Below are 15,603 nucleotides of genomic sequence, written 5' to 3' on the forward strand. Positions count from 1 at the left end.
TTTTTGTTCCTTCCCGTGAAGAGAAAGACTGGGGGAAACTCAGATCTTGACCGAGCTCATGTACTGGTTGAACGGGTACTCGGAGAAGCGGTTCCACAGGATCTGGTCACGCTGGAAGGCGCGCATGTCATCGTGGATTTTCTTGAACTCGGGCGACTTGGCATTGTGCTCATCGAACACTTCCATCGAAGCCTTGAAGCCCGCATCCATGACGGCCTTGGGGAAAGCCTTGAGCTGGGTCTTCTCGGCGACGAGCTTCTTCAGCGCGATCGGGTTCCAGGCATCGTACTTGGCCGTCATGTCGCGCGCCGCCACGGCGGTCGCTGCGTCGAGGATGGCCTTGTTCTCATTCGACAGCTTGGCGTAGGCCTTGTTGTTGATAAAGAACTCAAGGTCGGCACCACCTTCCCACCAGCCAGGATAGTAGTAGAACGGAGCCACCTTGTTAAAGCCCAGTTTGGCGTCGTCGTAGGGACCGACGAACTCGGAAGCATCCAGCGTCCCTTTTTCCAGGGCCTGGTACACATCGCCACCTGGCATATTCTGTGCCACCACGCCCAGCTTGGCCATGGCCTCGCCGAACAGTCCGCCACCCAGGCGCATCTTCAGGCCCTTCAGGTCGGTCACGGTCTTGATTTCCTTGCGGTACCAGCCACCCATCTGCGTGCCGGTGTTGCCGGCGCTGGCGGTGCGGAAGTTGTACTGGGCAAAAAAGCCATCCAGCAGCTTGCGGCCATTGCCATACTGCTTCCAGGCGTCGTTCTGGCGTGAGGTCAGGCCAAACGGCACAGCGCAGCTGAAGGCAAAAATCGGGTTTTTTCCAGTGAAATAGTAGGCTGCGGTTTGCGCCATTTCAATGGTGTCACCCTGCAGGGCATCCACCACGCCGAAAGCGGGCATCAGTTCGCCGGCAGGATGAACAGAGATTTCGAACTTGCCGCCCGACATCGCCTTGACGGTCTTGGAAAGCGTTTCCGCGCTGCCAAAAATGGTGTCAAGCGATTTGGGAAAGCTTGAAGCGAGACGCCAGCGAACGGCTGCCTGGGCATGCACCGCAGGCGCAACGCCCGCAGCCAGCACACCGGCAATGCCAGCGTTTTTGATGAGTGATCGACGATCCATGAATACTCTCTTTTTGAAAGGTTAACGATTGCTTGTTTCGTATTTGCCAGTCGGTCAGCACCCAAGATTTCTCGCGGTGATGCCCTTGACAATCACGATGGCCGCAGGTAGTAGCCTGCTTATCATTTTGTCAGTTTTTGTACAACTTGAGCCCCGTTGTTACCCGTAGAAAAGGATAAAAAGGGGGTTGCAAAAGCAATTCGGTGCATGCGAACCATCTGCGGCTGCTTCGCCAGCGATAAAACGATTCGGTCAGGCCACCGACTTGAGCACCACCTTGGCCAGCGGGTCGTGCAACTTGATGCCGCCGAAACGCTTGCGGATGGCGGCCTCGATGCCGGCGGCGTCCAGGCCCTGCAAGGCCAGCAGTTGGGCATGGTCGCCATGCTCTATGAACTCGTCCGCCAGGCCCAGCTGGAGCAGCGGCCTGAGAACGCTAGAGGCCTGCAATGCCTCACCGACTGCGCTGCCCGCGCCGCCCATGATGGCGCCCTCTTCCACCGTGACCAGGGCTTCGTGGCTGGCGGCGATCTTCAGCAGCAACCCGGTGTCCAGCGGCTTGGCCCAGCGCATGTTGACCACTGTCGCACCAAGTTTTTCAGCCGCCTGCAGCGCCGGGTACAGCAGCGTTCCGAAGGCAAGAATCGCAATACCCTGCCCTTCCCGGCGAACCTCGCCCTTGCCGAACGGCAGCGATTTCAGACCGGCCTCGGGCTCGACACCCGCGCCGGCGCCGCGCGGATAGCGCACGGCCACCGGCGAGTTCTGCTCGAATGCGGTACTCAAGAGCTTGCGGCACTCATTTTCATCGGCCGGGCAGGCAATGGACATGTTGGGAATGCAGCGCAGGAACGCAATGTCGTAGGCACCGGCGTGGGTAGCGCCATCGGCACCGACCAGTCCGGCACGGTCCAGTGCGAACACCACCGGCAGGTTTTGCAGTGCCACGTCATGGATCAGCTGGTCGTAGCCGCGCTGCAAAAAGGTCGAGTAAATCGCCACCACGGGTTTGAGGCCCTCGCAAGCCATGCCGGCGGCAAACGTCACCGCATGCTGCTCGGCAATGCCGACGTCGTGGTAGCGCTTGGGAAAGCGCCGGTGAAACTCCACCATGCCCGAACCCTCGCGCATCGCCGGCGTGATGCCGACCAGGCGCGGGTCGTGCTCGGCCATGTCGCACAGCCAGCGGCCAAACACCTGGGTGAAGGTCTGCTTAACGGGCGTGCTGGACTTTTGCAGGCCCATGATGGGATCGAACTTGCCGGGGCCGTGGTAGGCAATCGGGTCGGCTTCGGCCAGCTTGTAGCCCTGGCCTTTCTTGGTCACGACATGCAGGAACTGCGGCCCTGCGCCGCTGGCCAGCAGATGGCGGATGTTTTCCATCGTGGGAATGAGCGATTCCAGGTCATGGCCGTCGATCGGGCCGATGTAGTTGAAGCCGAAGTTCTCGAACAGCGTGGCTGGCACCACCATGCCCTTGGCGTGGGATTCGAGCCGCCGGGCCAGTTCGAGCAGCGGCGGCGCCACGCGCAGCACCTGCTTGCCGACCTGCCGCGCCGACGCATAAAAACGCCCGCTCATCAGCTGCGCCAGATGGCGGTTGAGTGCGCCGACGGGCGGGCTGATGCTCATGTCGTTGTCGTTGAGCACCACCAGCAGGCGGCTGTCGTCATGCACGCCGGCGTTGTTCAGGGCCTCGAACGCCATGCCGGCGCTCATCGAGCCGTCGCCGATGATGGCCACGGCATTGCGGTCTTCGCCCTTGAACTGGGACGCCAGCGCCATGCCGAGCGCCGCCGAGATCGAGGTCGATGAATGCGCGGTGCCAAAGGTGTCGTATTCGCTCTCGTCGCGGCGCGGAAAGCCCGACAGGCCGCCGAACTGGCGCAAGCTGGTCATGCGTTCGCGCCGGCCGGTCAGGATCTTGTGCGGATAAGTCTGGTGGCCCACGTCCCAGACCAGCCGGTCGTCGGGCGTGTTGAAGACATAGTGCAGGGCGACCGTCAGCTCGACCGTTCCCAGGTTGGAGCTTAAATGCCCACCGGTTTTGGACACGCTGTCGAGCACATAGGCACGCAGTTCATCGGCCAGCGTCTTGAGTTGCGCGCGCGGCAGCCTGCGCAGGTCGGCCGGACTGTTGATGGTTTCAAGCAATGAGTACATCGTGGTGTATTTCCTTTATGGCGGGGCCGGGCCGGGACGGGACTAGTGTTGCCGGTTGACCAGCATGTCGGCCAGCGCCCGCAAGGCATGGGTATTTTCAAGCTGGCTGGCCTGGAGGCTGTCCAGGGCTTTCGCCAGCAATTCTTGCGCATAGCAGCGGGAAGCCTCCAGCCCCATCAGCGAGACGAAGGTTGGTTTGTCCTGCGCGGCATCCTTGCCGGCCGTCTTGCCCAGCGTGGCCGCGTCGGCCGTCACGTCCAGGATGTCATCGACGACCTGGAACGCCAGACCGACAGCGGCGCCATAGCCACGCAAGGCCTCCAGTGCCGCCGGCGAGGCGCTGCCACAGGCGGCGCCCATCATCACGCTGGCTTGCAACAGTGCGCCGGTCTTGAGGCGGTGCATCTCGTGCAGTTGCGCCGAGCTCAAAGGCAGGCCGACGCTGGCCAGGTCAATCGCCTGCCCGCCCGCCATGCCTTGGTAGCCTGCGGCCTGGGCCAGCAGGCGGCACAGGCGCGCCTGAGTGCCGGCATCGACCGACGCATCGTCGGGGGTCAGCAGTTCAAACGCCAGCGCCTGCAGGGCATCGCCGGCCAGCAGCGCCCGCGCCTCGCCGAACTGCACATGCACCGTGGGCTTGCCGCGGCGCAGCACATCGTTGTCCATGCACGGCATGTCGTCATGCACCAGCGAATAGGCATGGATCAGCTCAACCGCGCAGGCCGGGCGCAAGGCCACCGCGGCATCGCCGTTGACCGCGTCGCAGGCGGCCATGACCAGCAGCGGACGCAGCCGCTTGCCGCCGTCAAGAACCGCATAACGCATGGCATCGCCAAGCCCGGCCGGCGCGGGCGCATTGGCCGGATTGGCCACCCAGCAGGACAAGGCGCGCTCGATGGCAGCGAGTTTCCCGGTGCTCCAGGCGCCCAGGTCAAACAGGGAAAATTGTTCAGGTGCGTTCAATTCAGTGGTCTTTTGCGCTGGGGCGGTGACGCCGTTGATAACAGGGGGCATGGGAAAGTTTTCAATTCAAGCCAGCCCCGGCATCCGTCCACCGGCAGCGCTGCGGGCAAGGGTGAAGCATGGGCTGGTGCATTGAGCCGGAACAGGATTTACGCCTGGGTCCAGGGTTTGAGTTCAGTGCCTTCAAGCACCTTGATCTGGGTTTCAACCGCTTCGAGGCGGTCACGGCAAAATTTGAGCAATTGCGCGCCGCGCTGGTAACCCGTGAGCAGCTGGTCCAGCGGCAGCTGGCCGGACTCCAGCCGGGCCACCAGCCCTTCGAGTTCCTGCAATGCCGCCTCATAGCTGGCAGGCAATGCCGGCAACGGCGTGGCACTGGCGGTGGGGTCCGGAACAAGCGGTGATGCAGTAGATGAGGCGGAGCTTTTGGCCATGTGAATAAGATTGTGGGACTGATTTTAAAGGTTTGCAGTGATTCTGGAGGCGGGCACCCGCAAAGCCGGGCAGTGACGCATTATCCCGCTGGCTGCAGAAGGACTCTTGCAGGAATGCCGCGCGGGTACACTTAAAAACCATTCTCGATACCGGAACTGGCCGTACACATGGCGAGTCCGCCATCTTTTTTTGTCCGCAGGCTGCTTCCAGCCTGCTTGTTCACCTGGCTTTTACACCGTTACCCACCGGCTGCGGCGGCCTGTTGAGAGAAACCAATGACCGATAAAAGCCTGCGGCTGTTGCAAGCCACCAGCCAACTCCCCATTTCCAGCTATTTCGACGCCGGGCTTTACCAGCGCGAACAGCAAAAACTGTTTGCGCGTGGACCGCGCTACCTGGGCCACGAACTGTCCGTACCCAACCTGGGCGACTACTACACCCTGCCCCATGAGGGCGACGGCCGCGCGCTGGTGAGGAATAGCTCGGGCATCGAACTGATTTCCAACGTCTGCCGGCATCGCCAGTCCACCATGCTGCAGGGACGGGGCAACACCGGCAGTAACATCGTCTGCCCGCTGCACCGCTGGACCTACAACACCTCGGGCGAGCTGATCGGCGCGCCGCACTTTGAGGTCGATCCCTGCCTGAACCTGAACCGCTACAAGACGACGACCTGGAACGGCCTGGTGTTCGAGGACACCGGCCGCGACATGGCCACTGACATGGCGGCGCTGGGCCACATGGCCGACCTTGATTTTTCCGGCTACCAGCTTGACAAGGTGCATCTGCACGAATGCAACTACAACTGGAAGACCTTCATCGAGGTCTACCTGGAGGACTACCACGTCGGCCCCTTCCATCCCGGGCTGGGCGGCTTTGTCACCACCGACGACCTGCTCTGGGAACTCGCGCCCAGCTATTCGGTGCAAACCGTGGGCGTATCCGACAAGCTGGGCAAGCCGGGCACCGATGTTTACAAGAAGTGGCACGACGTGGTGCTGCAATACCAGCAGGGGCAGCCGCCCAAGTACGGTGCGATCTGGCTGACCTGCTATCCGAACATCATGATCGAGTGGTATCCGCACACGCTGGTGGTCAGCACGCTGCATCCGCTGGGGCCGGACAAGACCCTCAACGTGGTGGAGTTTTTCTACCCAGAGGAAATCTGCGCCTTCGAGCGCGAATTCATCGAAGCGCAGCAGGCCGCCTACATGGAAACCTGCGTTGAGGACGACGAACTGGCGCTGCGCATGGACGCCGGCCGCAAGGCATTGATGCAGCGCGGCGACAACGAGTTTGGCCCCTACCAAAGCCCGATGGAAGACGGCATGCAGCACTTTCACGAGTGGTACCGCCGCGAAATGGGCGCCAGCAAGACCACCCAGATGATTTGAGGGCCTGGCGCACCAGCGGTTTTCCGCTATGCATTAAATAGCTGCTTGCGCACGCCAGCCGTGCGCAAAAGCCATATTTCTCTCATAAATACGCAAGAAAACTGATGCAAGCTGTCTGGATGATCCTGTCCGCCTTCCTGATTGCCTCCATGGGCGTGTGCGTGAAGTTCGCGTCCGAATACTTCACCAGCGCCGAACTGGTGTTCTACCGGGGCGTGGTCAGCATCGTGTTCATGTCGGCCTATGCGCGCATTCACGGCACGTCCCTGCGCACCCGGTATCCGGCCATGCATGCGTGGCGCAGCGTGATTGGCGTGACCTCCCTGTCGGCGTGGTTTTATGCCATTTCCCATTTGCCGCTGGCCACCGCCATGACGCTGAACTACATGAGCAGCGTCTGGATTGCCGCCTTCCTGGTTGGCGGCACGCTGATGGCCACGGCAGGGTTCAAGAGCGGCGAGCGCAGCGCAGGCGCGGTCAAACCACCCAGCCAGGGGCCGCTGGTGATGGCGATCCTGGCCAGCTTTGGCGGCGTGGTCATGCTGCTGCGTCCGGCCATGGACCAGAACCAGTCCTTTGCCGGTCTGGTCGGGCTGCTGTCGGGGCTGGGCGCAGCCTTTGCCTATATGCAGGTCATGGCGATTTCGCGCATGGGCGAGCCTGAAATACGTACGGTTTTTTACTTCGCGGTGGGCACTGCCGTGGCGGGCGCGCTGGGCATGCTGGTCACAGGCCTGTCCACCTGGAGCTGGCAGCACGCGCTGTGGCTGCCGCCGCTGGGCATCCTGGCGTCGCTCGGGCAACTGGCCATGACCAAGGCCTATTCAATGTCGAAAAACCACGGCGGCACCTTGATGGTCGCCAACCTGCAATATTCGGGGATTGTGTTTGCCGCGCTCTACAGCCTGGTTCTTTTTGGAGACAATATTCCCCTGATGGGCTGGGCCGGCATGGCGCTGATCATCGTCAGCGCCATTGCCGCCACCGTGCTGCGGGCACGGGCGGCGCCAGATACACCCGCTGAAGAACACTGACCCCTTATTCCACGGAGCGCAAGATGAACCTCACCACCCTGATCTCGGCCGAGCAACTGCAGGCACTCATGAAAAGCGGCAAGCCACTGCGCGTCTTCGACTGCAGTTTTGATTTGACGCAGCCGCACGCGGGCGGGCAGAACTACCTGGCATCGCATATTCCAGGCGCCATCTACGCCGATCTGGAAACCGCACTCACCGCCCGCCATGGCGTGCCCGGCGCGCATGGGCTGATCACGGCTTCAGGCGCCGACGCGCCGGCCTCGAACGGGCGCCATCCGCTGCCCAACCGCGAAAAGTTCGCCACCTGGCTGTCGAGCGTCGGCATGGGCAATGAGATGCAGGCGGTGGTCTATGACCGCAACCAGGCCAATTACTGCGGCCGCCTGTGGTGGATGCTCAAATGGGCCGGCCATGAAAACGTCGCCGTGCTCGATGGCGGGCTGCAGTCCTGGCAGGTAGCCGGCTACCCGGTCAACAGCGGCGAGGAATCCGCGCATTTCCAGACGAACTTCCTGACCGGCCCCGAGCGCGCCCGGCTGGTGGATGCTCAAACCGTTGCCAGCCAGCTCGGACGCCCTGCCCAGACCCTGATCGATGCGCGGGCCACGCCGCGCTTCAAAGGCGAGGTCGAGCCGCTCGACCCGGTCGCCGGCCATATCCCGGGCGCGCTCAACCGCCCTTTCGGACTGAACCTGACGCCAGAGGGAAAATTCAAGCCCGCCGAGCAACTGAAGGCTGAATTCACCGCCTTGCTGGGGCAGCGCGATCCCGCCACCGTGGTCCACCATTGCGGCAGCGGCGTCAGCGCCCTGCCCAACCTGATAGCGATGGAAATCGCAGGGCTGGGACGCACCGCGCTGTATGCCGGCAGCTGGAGCGACTGGTGCAAGGACCCGAACCGGCCTGTGGCACAGGGCTGACACGCCACGGCAGCGGCTTCATGACAAAAACGCCCCGTGCGCCTGCTGCGCATGGGGCGTTTTCGAAAAGTGCTTGTAAGCCAGGCTTTTAAAGGGCTTAGCCGCCGCTGCCGCTGGCAGCGCTGGCTGGCGGCATCGCCATGCCGCCGGTGCTGCCGCTGCTGCCGCTGCTGCCGCTGCCCATCGGGCCTGAACCCATGGAGCCTGAACCCATCGAACCGGTGGATGGGCTGGTTGAAGAAGATCCCGGCGTCGCGGGGGTCGAATTGTCTGCCGTTTTATTGCAGCCAGCCAGTGCCAGCGCAGCGGCCAAAGCAAGCGCCGCAGCGGTTCCAGTTTTCAGTGTCGATGCGTTCATATCAGTTTTCCTTTGAGAGGTGAGAGCGGCTGACTGTCAGCCAAAGGTCAATTTAGCTGCTCGCCTTCAGCATTCCGCATGAGACACATGCCTCATGAAATGTAGGGATTTTTCGCGTTGCCCCCCTGGCATCGGACCAGCTGTCCACCAGATGAAGACAATCCCGAACTTCTTGCTTCCTGTTGTCCTACATCAATAGTCGAGTTAATACTGACAAAATTGCTAAAAATTTAGGAAAAAATAAAAATGTGACATGCCATGGCGGCAAGTCACTTTCATCCATGAAGCGCTTGCATGGATTGCAGGTTTTCAAGGCGTACCCCCAAAGGAGATATTGAAATGGCAACTAGCAAACAAGACAGCAAAGCCGCTGGCAGGCAGGGTGGAAAATCCGAACGTGGCTTTGCGGCCATGAACCCTGAACGTCAGCGTGAAATAGCCAGGGAAGGTGGCAGGGCTGCGCACCAGAGCGGAAACGCCCATGAGTTCACGTCTGAAGAAGCGCGCGAGGCTGGCCGCAAGGGTGGTCAGGCGAGCGGCAAGCAGCGCTGAAGGCCAAGGTTCCACTCAGAAAAAAGGACGCTTCAAGCGCCCTTTTTTTGTTTTGACACCAAGACTGAAAACAAATCAGCTCAGGCCGCTGAACCCGTTACGGCTATCGACCTGTACGGGCGACCATTGCGCCCCGTTCCCGCAACGATCAGAATCGCTCAGTTGCTCAACCAGGCGTGACGTGCCAAGCTTTGCCGTTTGTGCGGATTGTCTTTCCAGAGTCCGGAGTTCGGTCCCTGCTCTTTCCAGCCCTTGGCGCCGTTGTCCGGACGCTCCAGGCGGCTTCTGGAAGGTTTCACTTCACGCTCGCTGTCGGGTTTGAAGTCTTTCATGATGGCATCCTTGCATGGCGGGCGACTGTCTGGCCGTGAAAAACGGGCAGCGACAGCATTCCATGTTCTAGGTTGACTCTAAGCAACGCCACCAGGCTGCTTTGTAGGAAGTTCTTGCTATTGTTCTGGGGAAAGTCTTACATGCGCCAAGTCTTCCATCGCGGCGCTCAAGACGTGAGGTAGCTTTTCTCGACAGAATTGTTGAAGGTCGCGAGCGTCAGGCGCTTACCTTTTACCGATTGAAAAGCGGTTCGGTCTTGCGCTCAGCGGCAGTTTATGCCCGCAGGGAAAATCATCGGCATCGGCGTTGGCTGGACTTCGCCGGGTTCTGGCGGTGTAGACAAGGGCTGGACCGGTTCGGGCTGGGGCACGTTGGGATTGGTGACCATGGTTTGCTTTCAGGTTGCGTGATTGGACGGATGGGGCTGGCTGGGAGGCTCGCTCAGCTCGGGGCGTTGCGGCAAATCACGGATCATGGCCTCGCCGACCGCGTCCCGGCCGTCTGAAGGCAGGTCGGGCTCCAGCGCCATTTCGGGCTCCTCGCCGCCTGGCTTGTTTCGTGGGGTCAATGGTGCAGCGCCGGAGCTGGCTTGATGGTCACGCGCTGTGCCGGCATGGCTGGCCGAGTCCGGATTGGCATTGGAGGCGGCGGCTTGTATCCCGTTCGGGTTACGGGCATCTGCGGAAACATTCATTTCAAAAACCTCCAAGCATCAAGGGAACGTCGTGGCTGGCAACGGTCGCCGCGGCAATCACCGAGACCAATACAGCCGCGCCGAAAGCCATGTAACCGGCAAATCCGGAGTGCAGTTTTCCGGACTGACGCGCGCGAAAACGGGCAATCTTTCGTCCCTTGCACCTGGCTGCCCGTGTCGACTCGTCTTCAACCGATTTTTTGCATTCGACCGCCAGGCCGACTGAAACTGAAACGGCTGGAAGCGACTTGTTCATGGTGGGCCTGCCTTCATTCCGGGGGATTGATCTATTGACTTGTCTGATCTTCCGGCACACCAGGCAAGCGGTTTATAGGCCGCCAAGCCCTGATGCTGTAAGCGTTCGGCTGACAAACCGGGCAAGCCCAAATCCGGCACAGCCGCACGCGCTCGGGAATGCACTGCACGGCACGCTGCCAGCGGATATTTCAGCTGCGGCACCCCCCCGAAGGCTGGCATCGCAGCCAGTCTTGAAATAGTGATGAAATATTACCCCTGAGCATACAGGACTTGCATTGCTAGCTATAACAATCATAGCTTGTGAGAACCCTTCATTTTCTGCTGGCAGTGCTGCCATTCCTGAAACTGGTCTCAACATCTTGCCAAAACCCGCCTGCTTTTCACCTTTACCCGGCGAGCGCTTCTGACTGTCAGTGTCCGGCTGACAGGCTGGTGGTTTTTCAGTGCGCGTGCGCCAGCCAGCTGACCCCCATCACCAGCCCGATGCCAATGGCCAGCCAGGCAATCTGCGCGGCGGTCTCCTGCATCGAGGCGCGCTTTTGCAGTTGCGGAATCAGGTCGGCCAGCGCCACATACATGAAGCTGCTCGCGGCCAGAATCAGGAAAAACGGCAGGTAGGCATACAGCTGATCGACCAGCGCAAAACCGACCACGCCGCCCAAGGCCGTGACAGCGCCCGCCAGCGACACCTTGATGATGGCGATTCGCCGGTTGTTGGCGCTCTGGCGGCGCAGCACGATCAGGTCGCCCATGTGGTGCGGCACTTCATGCACAAGCACCGCCAGGGCGGCGACAAAACCCAGGCGCATGTCGGCGATGAAGGCCGACGCAATCAGGATGCCGTCACCAAAGGCATGGACGCTGTCGCCCGCCAGGATCGCCCAGCCGCCAGGCGGGTGGTCATGGCGGTGGCCTTGCTCGGCATGATGGTCGCGGTGCGCATACGCGTGGCCCGGCGCTTCGTCACGGTGTTCATGGCCGTGGTGCCACAGCTCGGCCTTGTCAAGCAGGAAGAAAAACACCAGGCCGCCCAGCAGCGTGGCAAACAGGTCGTCAGGGACGATCTGGCTTTCAAATGCCTCGGGCAGCAGATGCAGGAAAGCGGTGCCGAGCAGCGCGCCAGCCGCCAGGCTGAGCATATGCTGGGTGTAGCGGACCAGCGCGCCAAAGCTGAGCAGCGCCGCCAGCCAGACACTGCCGATGCCGGCGGCCAGTGTTCCCAACAAGATTGCCGATAAAACCATAGCTGCCTGTGCCCGTCCTGATTGGGCCAGAGCCCTGAATGATGATAAATAGTAAAAAACCCCGGTGTTCGACATCGCTGCCAAAGACCGGGGTCTTTCATATTATCGAGCCTGTCAAGCCCCTCGGCCTGAAAAAGCCGACCTGCAGCTTCTCAAGCCGCGGGCATGGAGCCATCGCCGACGCCATGCGCATCGAACCAGGCTAGCGCGCGCCTGAAGCCGTCTTCGGCCGCTTCCTTGCGGTAGCTCGGGCGGTAGTCCGCATGAAAGGCATGCGGCGCTACCGGATACACGACGAATTCCGAAGCGCGGGCAGCGGCGTTGCCTTTTTTGCCCGCCTCGGCCAGCGCGTCCTTCATCTGGTTGACCGTCGTCAGCGCAATGCCGCCGTCCTGTCCGCCATACAGGCCCAGCACCGGCGCCTTCAGGCTGGCGGCCAGTTCCAGCGGATGCCGGGGCGTCAGCGCCGACGGCGTGCCCACCAGGCGCCCGTACCAGGCCACGCCCGCCTTGACATGCCTGCTCTGCTCGGCATACAGCCAGGTGATGCGGCCGCCCCAGCAAAAGCCGGTGATGCCGACCTTGCGCAGGTCGCCGCCATTGGCGCCCGCCCATTTCACCGCGCCATCCAGGTCGGCCATGACTTGCGCATCCGGCACCTTGGAAACAATCTCGGCCATCAGCTTGGCCGCTTCGCTGTAGTCCAGCGGATTGCCCTGGCGGGCATACAGCTCGGGCGCGATGGCCAGGTAGCCGGCGCGGGCAAAACGCCGGGCCGTGTCGGCAATGTATTCATGCACTCCGAAAATTTCCTGGACCAACAGGATCACCGGCAAGTTGGTCTTGCCGGCTGGTGCTGCATACACCGCAGGCACTTTAAAGCCATTGACCTCGAACGTGGTCTGGCCGGTGCGCAGACCTTCTGCCGACGTCTTGATGGCGGTCTGCGCCATCAGCGGCATGGCCGCCGCTGCATAGCCCACGCCCAGAGCGGCCTTGAGCGCGGTCCGCCGGCTGGCGCCGGCCTCGGTGGAGTCGCCGGGCAGCAAGGCGTTGAAGTCGTTTCTCTGGTCCTGGTTCAGCATGTCGGAATCCTTGGCAAAGGTGGATGAAACAAAGCTGAGCAGTCTATGCGGCACGGTGTTTTCCTGCCAAGGCCGTGCGCAGCCTCAGGTCATTGCGGGATGGACGCGCTTGGAAACTGAAAGAGCAGGCAAGCATGCGGCCCGGTGGCCAGCCCCGGCCGGTCGGCAAGACGGTCCCGCTCAGTGCGCGCGCTCCCAATTCGGGCCAAAGCCGATCTCGGCCAGCAGCGGCACCTTGAGTTCGGCCACACCAGCCATGAGGCGCGGAACCTCAAGCCGCACCCATTCGACCTCGTCCTCGGGGACCTCGAACACCAGTTCGTCATGCACCTGCATGATCATTTTGCTCTGGCGATTTTCGGCATCCAGCACTTGCTGCACCTTGACCATGCTGAGCTTGATCAGATCGGCGGCCGTGCCCTGCATTGGCGCATTGATGGCGGCGCGCTCGGCGCCGGCGCGGCGCGGGCCGTTCGGCGAGTTGATCTCGGGCAGGTACAGGCGCCGGCCGAACACGGTTTCGACATAGCCTTGGGCTTTGGCCAGCATCCGGGTTTCGTCCATGTAGTTCTTGACGCCGGGGTAGCGCTGGAAGTACTTGTCGATGTAGGCCGCCGCCGCTTTCGTTTCAATTCCCAGGTTTTTCGCCAGGCCGAAGCTGCTCATGCCGTAGATCAGGCCGAAGTTGATCACCTTGGCATAGCGGCGCTGCTCGCTGCTGACCTCTTCGAGCGCCACGCCAAAGACCTCGGCGGCCGTCGCGCGGTGCACGTCCAGCCCGGCGGTGAAGGCATGCAGCAAGGCCTCGTCGCCGCTGATGTGCGCCATGATGCGCAACTCGATTTGTGAGTAGTCGGCGCTGGCAATCACGCTACCGGCGGGCGCGACGAAGGCTTCACGCACGCGCCGGCCCTCAAGCGTCTTGACCGGGATGTTCTGCAAATTGGGGTCGTTGCTCGACAGCCGTCCGGTCACGGCGACGGCCTGCGCATAGTGGGTGTGGACCCGGCCGGTGCGCGGCAGCGCCAGCTGCGCCAGCTTGTCCGTGTAGGTGCCCTTGAGCTTGGACAGGCTCCGGTGCTCCAGCAGCTTGGCGGGCAGCGGATAGTCTTCGGCCAGCTTCTCCAACACCTCCTCGTCGGTGCTGCGCGCGCCGCTGGGCGTTTTCTTGACCACCTTCATGCCCAGCTTGTCAAAGAATATCTCGGCCAATTGCTTCGGACTGCCCAAATTGAAGGGCTGGCCGGCGATTTCATAAGCCTCGGTCTCCAGCTGCAGCAGGCGCTGGCCGAGTTCATGGCTTTGCGTGGCCAGCATGGGCGCGTCGATCAGCACGCCGTTGCGCTCGATGCGGTACAGGCTTTCGCTGCTGCGCATTTCCAGTTCATAGATGAACAGCAGCTTGTCGTTGGCCTGAAGCTGCGGCCACAGCACCCGGTGCACATCGAGCGTCTGGTCGGAGTCTTCGCAAGAGTATTCAGACGCTTTGGCAATGTCGACCTGGTTGAACTTGATCTGACTCGCACCCTTACCGCACAGGTCTTCGTAATTGATGCCGCTGCGGCCCACATGCCGCTCGGCCAGGCTGGCCAGCCCGTGCGGCTTGTGCGCCTCCAACACATAGCTTTGCAGCATGGTGTCGTGCGCATAGCCCTGCACCTCGATGCCGTGGTTGGCGAACACATGGCGGTCGTACTTGACGTTCTGGCCGAGCTTGGCACGGGCCGGGTTTTCCAGCCAGGGCTTGAGGCGGGCCAGCACCTCGTCGATGGGCAACTGCACGGGCGCACCGGGATGGTCGTGGCTCAAGGGAATGTAGGCGGCCTCGCCCGGCGTCACGCTGAAGCTGATGCCGACGATCTGCGCGCGCATCTCGTCGAGCGAGGTGGTTTCGGTATCGACCGCGACCAGCTCGGCCGCTTCGATTTTGGCCAGCCAGCGGTCCAGCGCCTCCCAGGTCAGGATGGTGTCGTACAGCAGGTTGCTGGCGCGCGCTGCCAGCGGCGCGTCAGGCGGCGAAGGCTCGTCGTCGTCAAACAGTCCGGGCGAATCCGGCGACGCCACGGGCGCGCGCGGCTTGCGGCGCTCCGGGCCGCCGACCAGCTCGGGCGGCGTGCTTTCGGCGTCGATCTGGCCAACCAGCCCCTTGAAGCCGTATTTCAGATAAAAAGTCCTCAATGCGCTTGTCTGCTGTGCGCCCATAGCTATGGATTCCATAGCAGGCAGGCCGTCGATGTACTCGGCCAGTTCGCAGTCCTTCTTGATCGTCAGCAACTCGCGGCCCTTGGGCAGCCAGTCCAGCGACTTGCGCAGGTTCTCGCCGACGACGCCCTTGATCTCGCCGGCCCGCGCCACCAGAGCATCGAGCGAGCCGTATTCGAGCAGCCACTTGACGGCGGTTTTCGGGCCGACCTTGGGCACGCCCGGCACGTTGTCCACCACATCGCCGACCAGCGCCTGGTAATCGACCATCAGGCGCGGCGGCACGCCGAACTCGGCCTCGACGCCGGCCAGGTCGCGGCGGCGGTCATTCATGGTGTCGATGACGGTGATGTGTTCATCGACCAGCTGGCTCAGGTCCTTGTCGCCGCTGGAGATGATGACTTCGATGCGCTGGCTTGAAGCCATGCAGGCCAGCGTGCCGATCACGTCGTCGGCCTCCACGCCGGGCACGCACACCACCTTCCAGCCCAGCAGTTGCACCACCTCGTGAATCGCCTCGACCTGGCTGCGCAGGTCATCGGGCATGGCCGAACGCTGGGCCTTGTACTCGGGATACAGCGCGTCGCGAAAGGTCGGCCCCTTGGCATCGAACACGCACACCGCGTAGTCGGCCCGAACGTCCTTGCGCAGCTTGTGCATCATGTTGACCATGCCGCGAATCGCGCCGGTGGCCGGGCTGTGCGGGTCGCCGGGATTGACGCGCAAATCGGGCATGGCATGAAAGGCGCGGTACAGGTAGCTGGAGCCATCGACCAGCAGCAAGGTTTTTTTCTCAAGAGTCATAAAGGCAGATTGTCGGGGATATCGGCTAGAAACTTCCCA

15 protein-coding genes are annotated in these 15,603 nt (G+C 62.0%); 4 read left to right on the forward strand and 11 right to left on the reverse strand.

The genetic code is table 11. The features are described from left to right. Nucleotides 1–39 precede the first annotated feature (39 nt). From ACP7AD_RS02790 to xseB, 4 genes are all read right to left on the reverse strand, one after another. Nucleotides 40–1,122, reverse strand: coding sequence for a TRAP transporter substrate-binding protein (locus tag ACP7AD_RS02790; RefSeq protein ID WP_426144624.1), 1,083 nt, complete (start codon nucleotides 1,120–1,122; stop codon nucleotides 40–42). A 252-nt stretch (nucleotides 1,123–1,374) separates the two neighbouring features. Then, complete coding sequence (dxs, locus tag ACP7AD_RS02795; protein WP_426144623.1) at nucleotides 1,375–3,285, reverse strand: 1-deoxy-D-xylulose-5-phosphate synthase; 1,911 nt, start codon at nucleotides 3,283–3,285, stop codon at nucleotides 1,375–1,377. A 42-nt stretch (nucleotides 3,286–3,327) separates the two neighbouring features. Next, nucleotides 3,328–4,299 (reverse strand): polyprenyl synthetase family protein, encoded by a 972-nt coding sequence (locus tag ACP7AD_RS02800; RefSeq protein WP_426144622.1) that lies wholly within the window; start codon nucleotides 4,297–4,299, stop codon nucleotides 3,328–3,330. Between the two features lie 98 nt (nucleotides 4,300–4,397). Then, nucleotides 4,398–4,682, reverse strand: coding sequence for an exodeoxyribonuclease VII small subunit (gene xseB, locus ACP7AD_RS02805; protein WP_426144621.1), 285 nt, complete (start codon nucleotides 4,680–4,682; stop codon nucleotides 4,398–4,400). 276 nt (nucleotides 4,683–4,958) lie between these two features. Here xseB and ACP7AD_RS02810 point away from each other — a divergent pair, with 276 nt between their 5' ends. The 3 genes from ACP7AD_RS02810 to ACP7AD_RS02820 all read left to right on the forward strand — a co-directional run bounded on the left by ACP7AD_RS02810 (nucleotide 4,959) and on the right by ACP7AD_RS02820 (nucleotide 8,034). Then, complete coding sequence (locus ACP7AD_RS02810) at nucleotides 4,959–6,077, forward strand: aromatic ring-hydroxylating oxygenase subunit alpha (protein WP_426144620.1); 1,119 nt, start codon at nucleotides 4,959–4,961, stop codon at nucleotides 6,075–6,077. A gap of 104 nt (nucleotides 6,078–6,181) precedes the next feature. Further along, nucleotides 6,182–7,111, forward strand: a complete 930-nt coding sequence (locus ACP7AD_RS02815; protein WP_426144619.1) for a DMT family transporter — start codon at nucleotides 6,182–6,184, stop codon at nucleotides 7,109–7,111. A gap of 23 nt (nucleotides 7,112–7,134) precedes the next feature. After that, nucleotides 7,135–8,034 (forward strand): sulfurtransferase, encoded by a 900-nt coding sequence (locus tag ACP7AD_RS02820; RefSeq protein WP_426144618.1) that lies wholly within the window; start codon nucleotides 7,135–7,137, stop codon nucleotides 8,032–8,034. Between the two features lie 97 nt (nucleotides 8,035–8,131). Here ACP7AD_RS02820 and ACP7AD_RS02825 read toward each other — a convergent pair whose 3' ends face one another. Next, on the reverse strand, nucleotides 8,132–8,392 hold the full coding sequence (locus tag ACP7AD_RS02825; protein ID WP_426165977.1) for a hypothetical protein: 261 nt from the start codon (nucleotides 8,390–8,392) through the stop codon (nucleotides 8,132–8,134). A 339-nt stretch (nucleotides 8,393–8,731) separates the two neighbouring features. Between ACP7AD_RS02825 and ACP7AD_RS02830 the strand changes: the two genes are divergently transcribed. Beyond that, a complete protein-coding gene (locus tag ACP7AD_RS02830; protein ID WP_426144616.1) occupies nucleotides 8,732–8,944 on the forward strand; it encodes a KGG domain-containing protein in 213 nt (70 codons plus the stop codon). A 158-nt stretch (nucleotides 8,945–9,102) separates the two neighbouring features. On the opposite strand, the gene ACP7AD_RS02835 is transcribed toward ACP7AD_RS02830, so the two are convergent. From ACP7AD_RS02835 to polA, 6 genes are all read right to left on the reverse strand, one after another. After that, entirely contained in the window at nucleotides 9,103–9,276 is a 174-nt protein-coding gene (locus ACP7AD_RS02835) for a hypothetical protein (RefSeq protein ID WP_426144615.1), read from the reverse strand. A 398-nt stretch (nucleotides 9,277–9,674) separates the two neighbouring features. Continuing rightward, entirely contained in the window at nucleotides 9,675–9,971 is a 297-nt protein-coding gene (locus ACP7AD_RS02840) for a hypothetical protein (protein ID WP_426144614.1), read from the reverse strand. Between the two features lies 1 nt (nucleotide 9,972). Continuing rightward, entirely contained in the window at nucleotides 9,973–10,227 is a 255-nt protein-coding gene (locus tag ACP7AD_RS02845) for a hypothetical protein (RefSeq protein ID WP_426144613.1), read from the reverse strand. A 442-nt stretch (nucleotides 10,228–10,669) separates the two neighbouring features. Beyond that, nucleotides 10,670–11,473 carry a ZIP family metal transporter gene (locus ACP7AD_RS02850; RefSeq protein ID WP_426144612.1) on the reverse strand — a complete coding sequence of 268 codons (804 nt, stop codon included), beginning with the start codon at nucleotides 11,471–11,473 and terminating at the stop codon, nucleotides 10,670–10,672. A 152-nt stretch (nucleotides 11,474–11,625) separates the two neighbouring features. Continuing rightward, on the reverse strand, nucleotides 11,626–12,558 hold the full coding sequence (locus ACP7AD_RS02855) for a dienelactone hydrolase family protein (RefSeq protein WP_426144885.1): 933 nt from the start codon (nucleotides 12,556–12,558) through the stop codon (nucleotides 11,626–11,628). A gap of 180 nt (nucleotides 12,559–12,738) precedes the next feature. Next, the gene (gene polA / locus ACP7AD_RS02860) at nucleotides 12,739–15,564 is read right to left on the reverse strand and encodes a DNA polymerase I (RefSeq protein WP_426144611.1); all 2,826 of its coding nucleotides are present in this window, start codon (nucleotides 15,562–15,564) and stop codon (nucleotides 12,739–12,741) included. Nucleotides 15,565–15,603: the final 39 nt, after the last annotated feature.

The sequence above is a fragment of the Polaromonas sp. DSP2-3-2b2 genome, from assembly GCF_049895905.1.
Taxonomy (GTDB): Bacteria; Pseudomonadota; Gammaproteobacteria; order Burkholderiales; family Burkholderiaceae_C; genus Polaromonas.

What these genes read in the sequence shown, in the direction of transcription:
- ACP7AD_RS02790 (WP_426144624.1), bottom strand. Translation starts at nt 1,122, where the DNA reads ATGGATCGTCGATCACTCATCAAAAACGCTGGCATTGCCGGTGTGCTG.
- xseB (WP_426144621.1), bottom strand. Translation starts at nt 4,682, where the DNA reads ATGGCCAAAAGCTCCGCCTCATCTACTGCATCACCGCTTGTTCCGGAC.
- ACP7AD_RS02810 (WP_426144620.1), top strand. Translation starts at nt 4,959, where the DNA reads ATGACCGATAAAAGCCTGCGGCTGTTGCAAGCCACCAGCCAACTCCCC.
- ACP7AD_RS02825 (WP_426165977.1), bottom strand. Translation starts at nt 8,392, where the DNA reads ATGAACGCATCGACACTGAAAACTGGAACCGCTGCGGCGCTTGCTTTG.
- dxs (WP_426144623.1), bottom strand. Translation starts at nt 3,285, where the DNA reads ATGTACTCATTGCTTGAAACCATCAACAGTCCGGCCGACCTGCGCAGG.
- ACP7AD_RS02845 (WP_426144613.1), bottom strand. Translation starts at nt 10,227, where the DNA reads ATGAACAAGTCGCTTCCAGCCGTTTCAGTTTCAGTCGGCCTGGCGGTC.
- ACP7AD_RS02800 (WP_426144622.1), bottom strand. Translation starts at nt 4,299, where the DNA reads ATGCCCCCTGTTATCAACGGCGTCACCGCCCCAGCGCAAAAGACCACT.
- polA (WP_426144611.1), bottom strand. Translation starts at nt 15,564, where the DNA reads ATGACTCTTGAGAAAAAAACCTTGCTGCTGGTCGATGGCTCCAGCTAC.
- ACP7AD_RS02840 (WP_426144614.1), bottom strand. Translation starts at nt 9,971, where the DNA reads ATGAATGTTTCCGCAGATGCCCGTAACCCGAACGGGATACAAGCCGCC.
- ACP7AD_RS02830 (WP_426144616.1), top strand. Translation starts at nt 8,732, where the DNA reads ATGGCAACTAGCAAACAAGACAGCAAAGCCGCTGGCAGGCAGGGTGGA.
- ACP7AD_RS02820 (WP_426144618.1), top strand. Translation starts at nt 7,135, where the DNA reads ATGAACCTCACCACCCTGATCTCGGCCGAGCAACTGCAGGCACTCATG.
- ACP7AD_RS02855 (WP_426144885.1), bottom strand. Translation starts at nt 12,558, where the DNA reads ATGCTGAACCAGGACCAGAGAAACGACTTCAACGCCTTGCTGCCCGGC.
- ACP7AD_RS02850 (WP_426144612.1), bottom strand. Translation starts at nt 11,473, where the DNA reads ATGGTTTTATCGGCAATCTTGTTGGGAACACTGGCCGCCGGCATCGGC.
- ACP7AD_RS02835 (WP_426144615.1), bottom strand. Translation starts at nt 9,276, where the DNA reads ATGAAAGACTTCAAACCCGACAGCGAGCGTGAAGTGAAACCTTCCAGA.
- ACP7AD_RS02815 (WP_426144619.1), top strand. Translation starts at nt 6,182, where the DNA reads ATGCAAGCTGTCTGGATGATCCTGTCCGCCTTCCTGATTGCCTCCATG.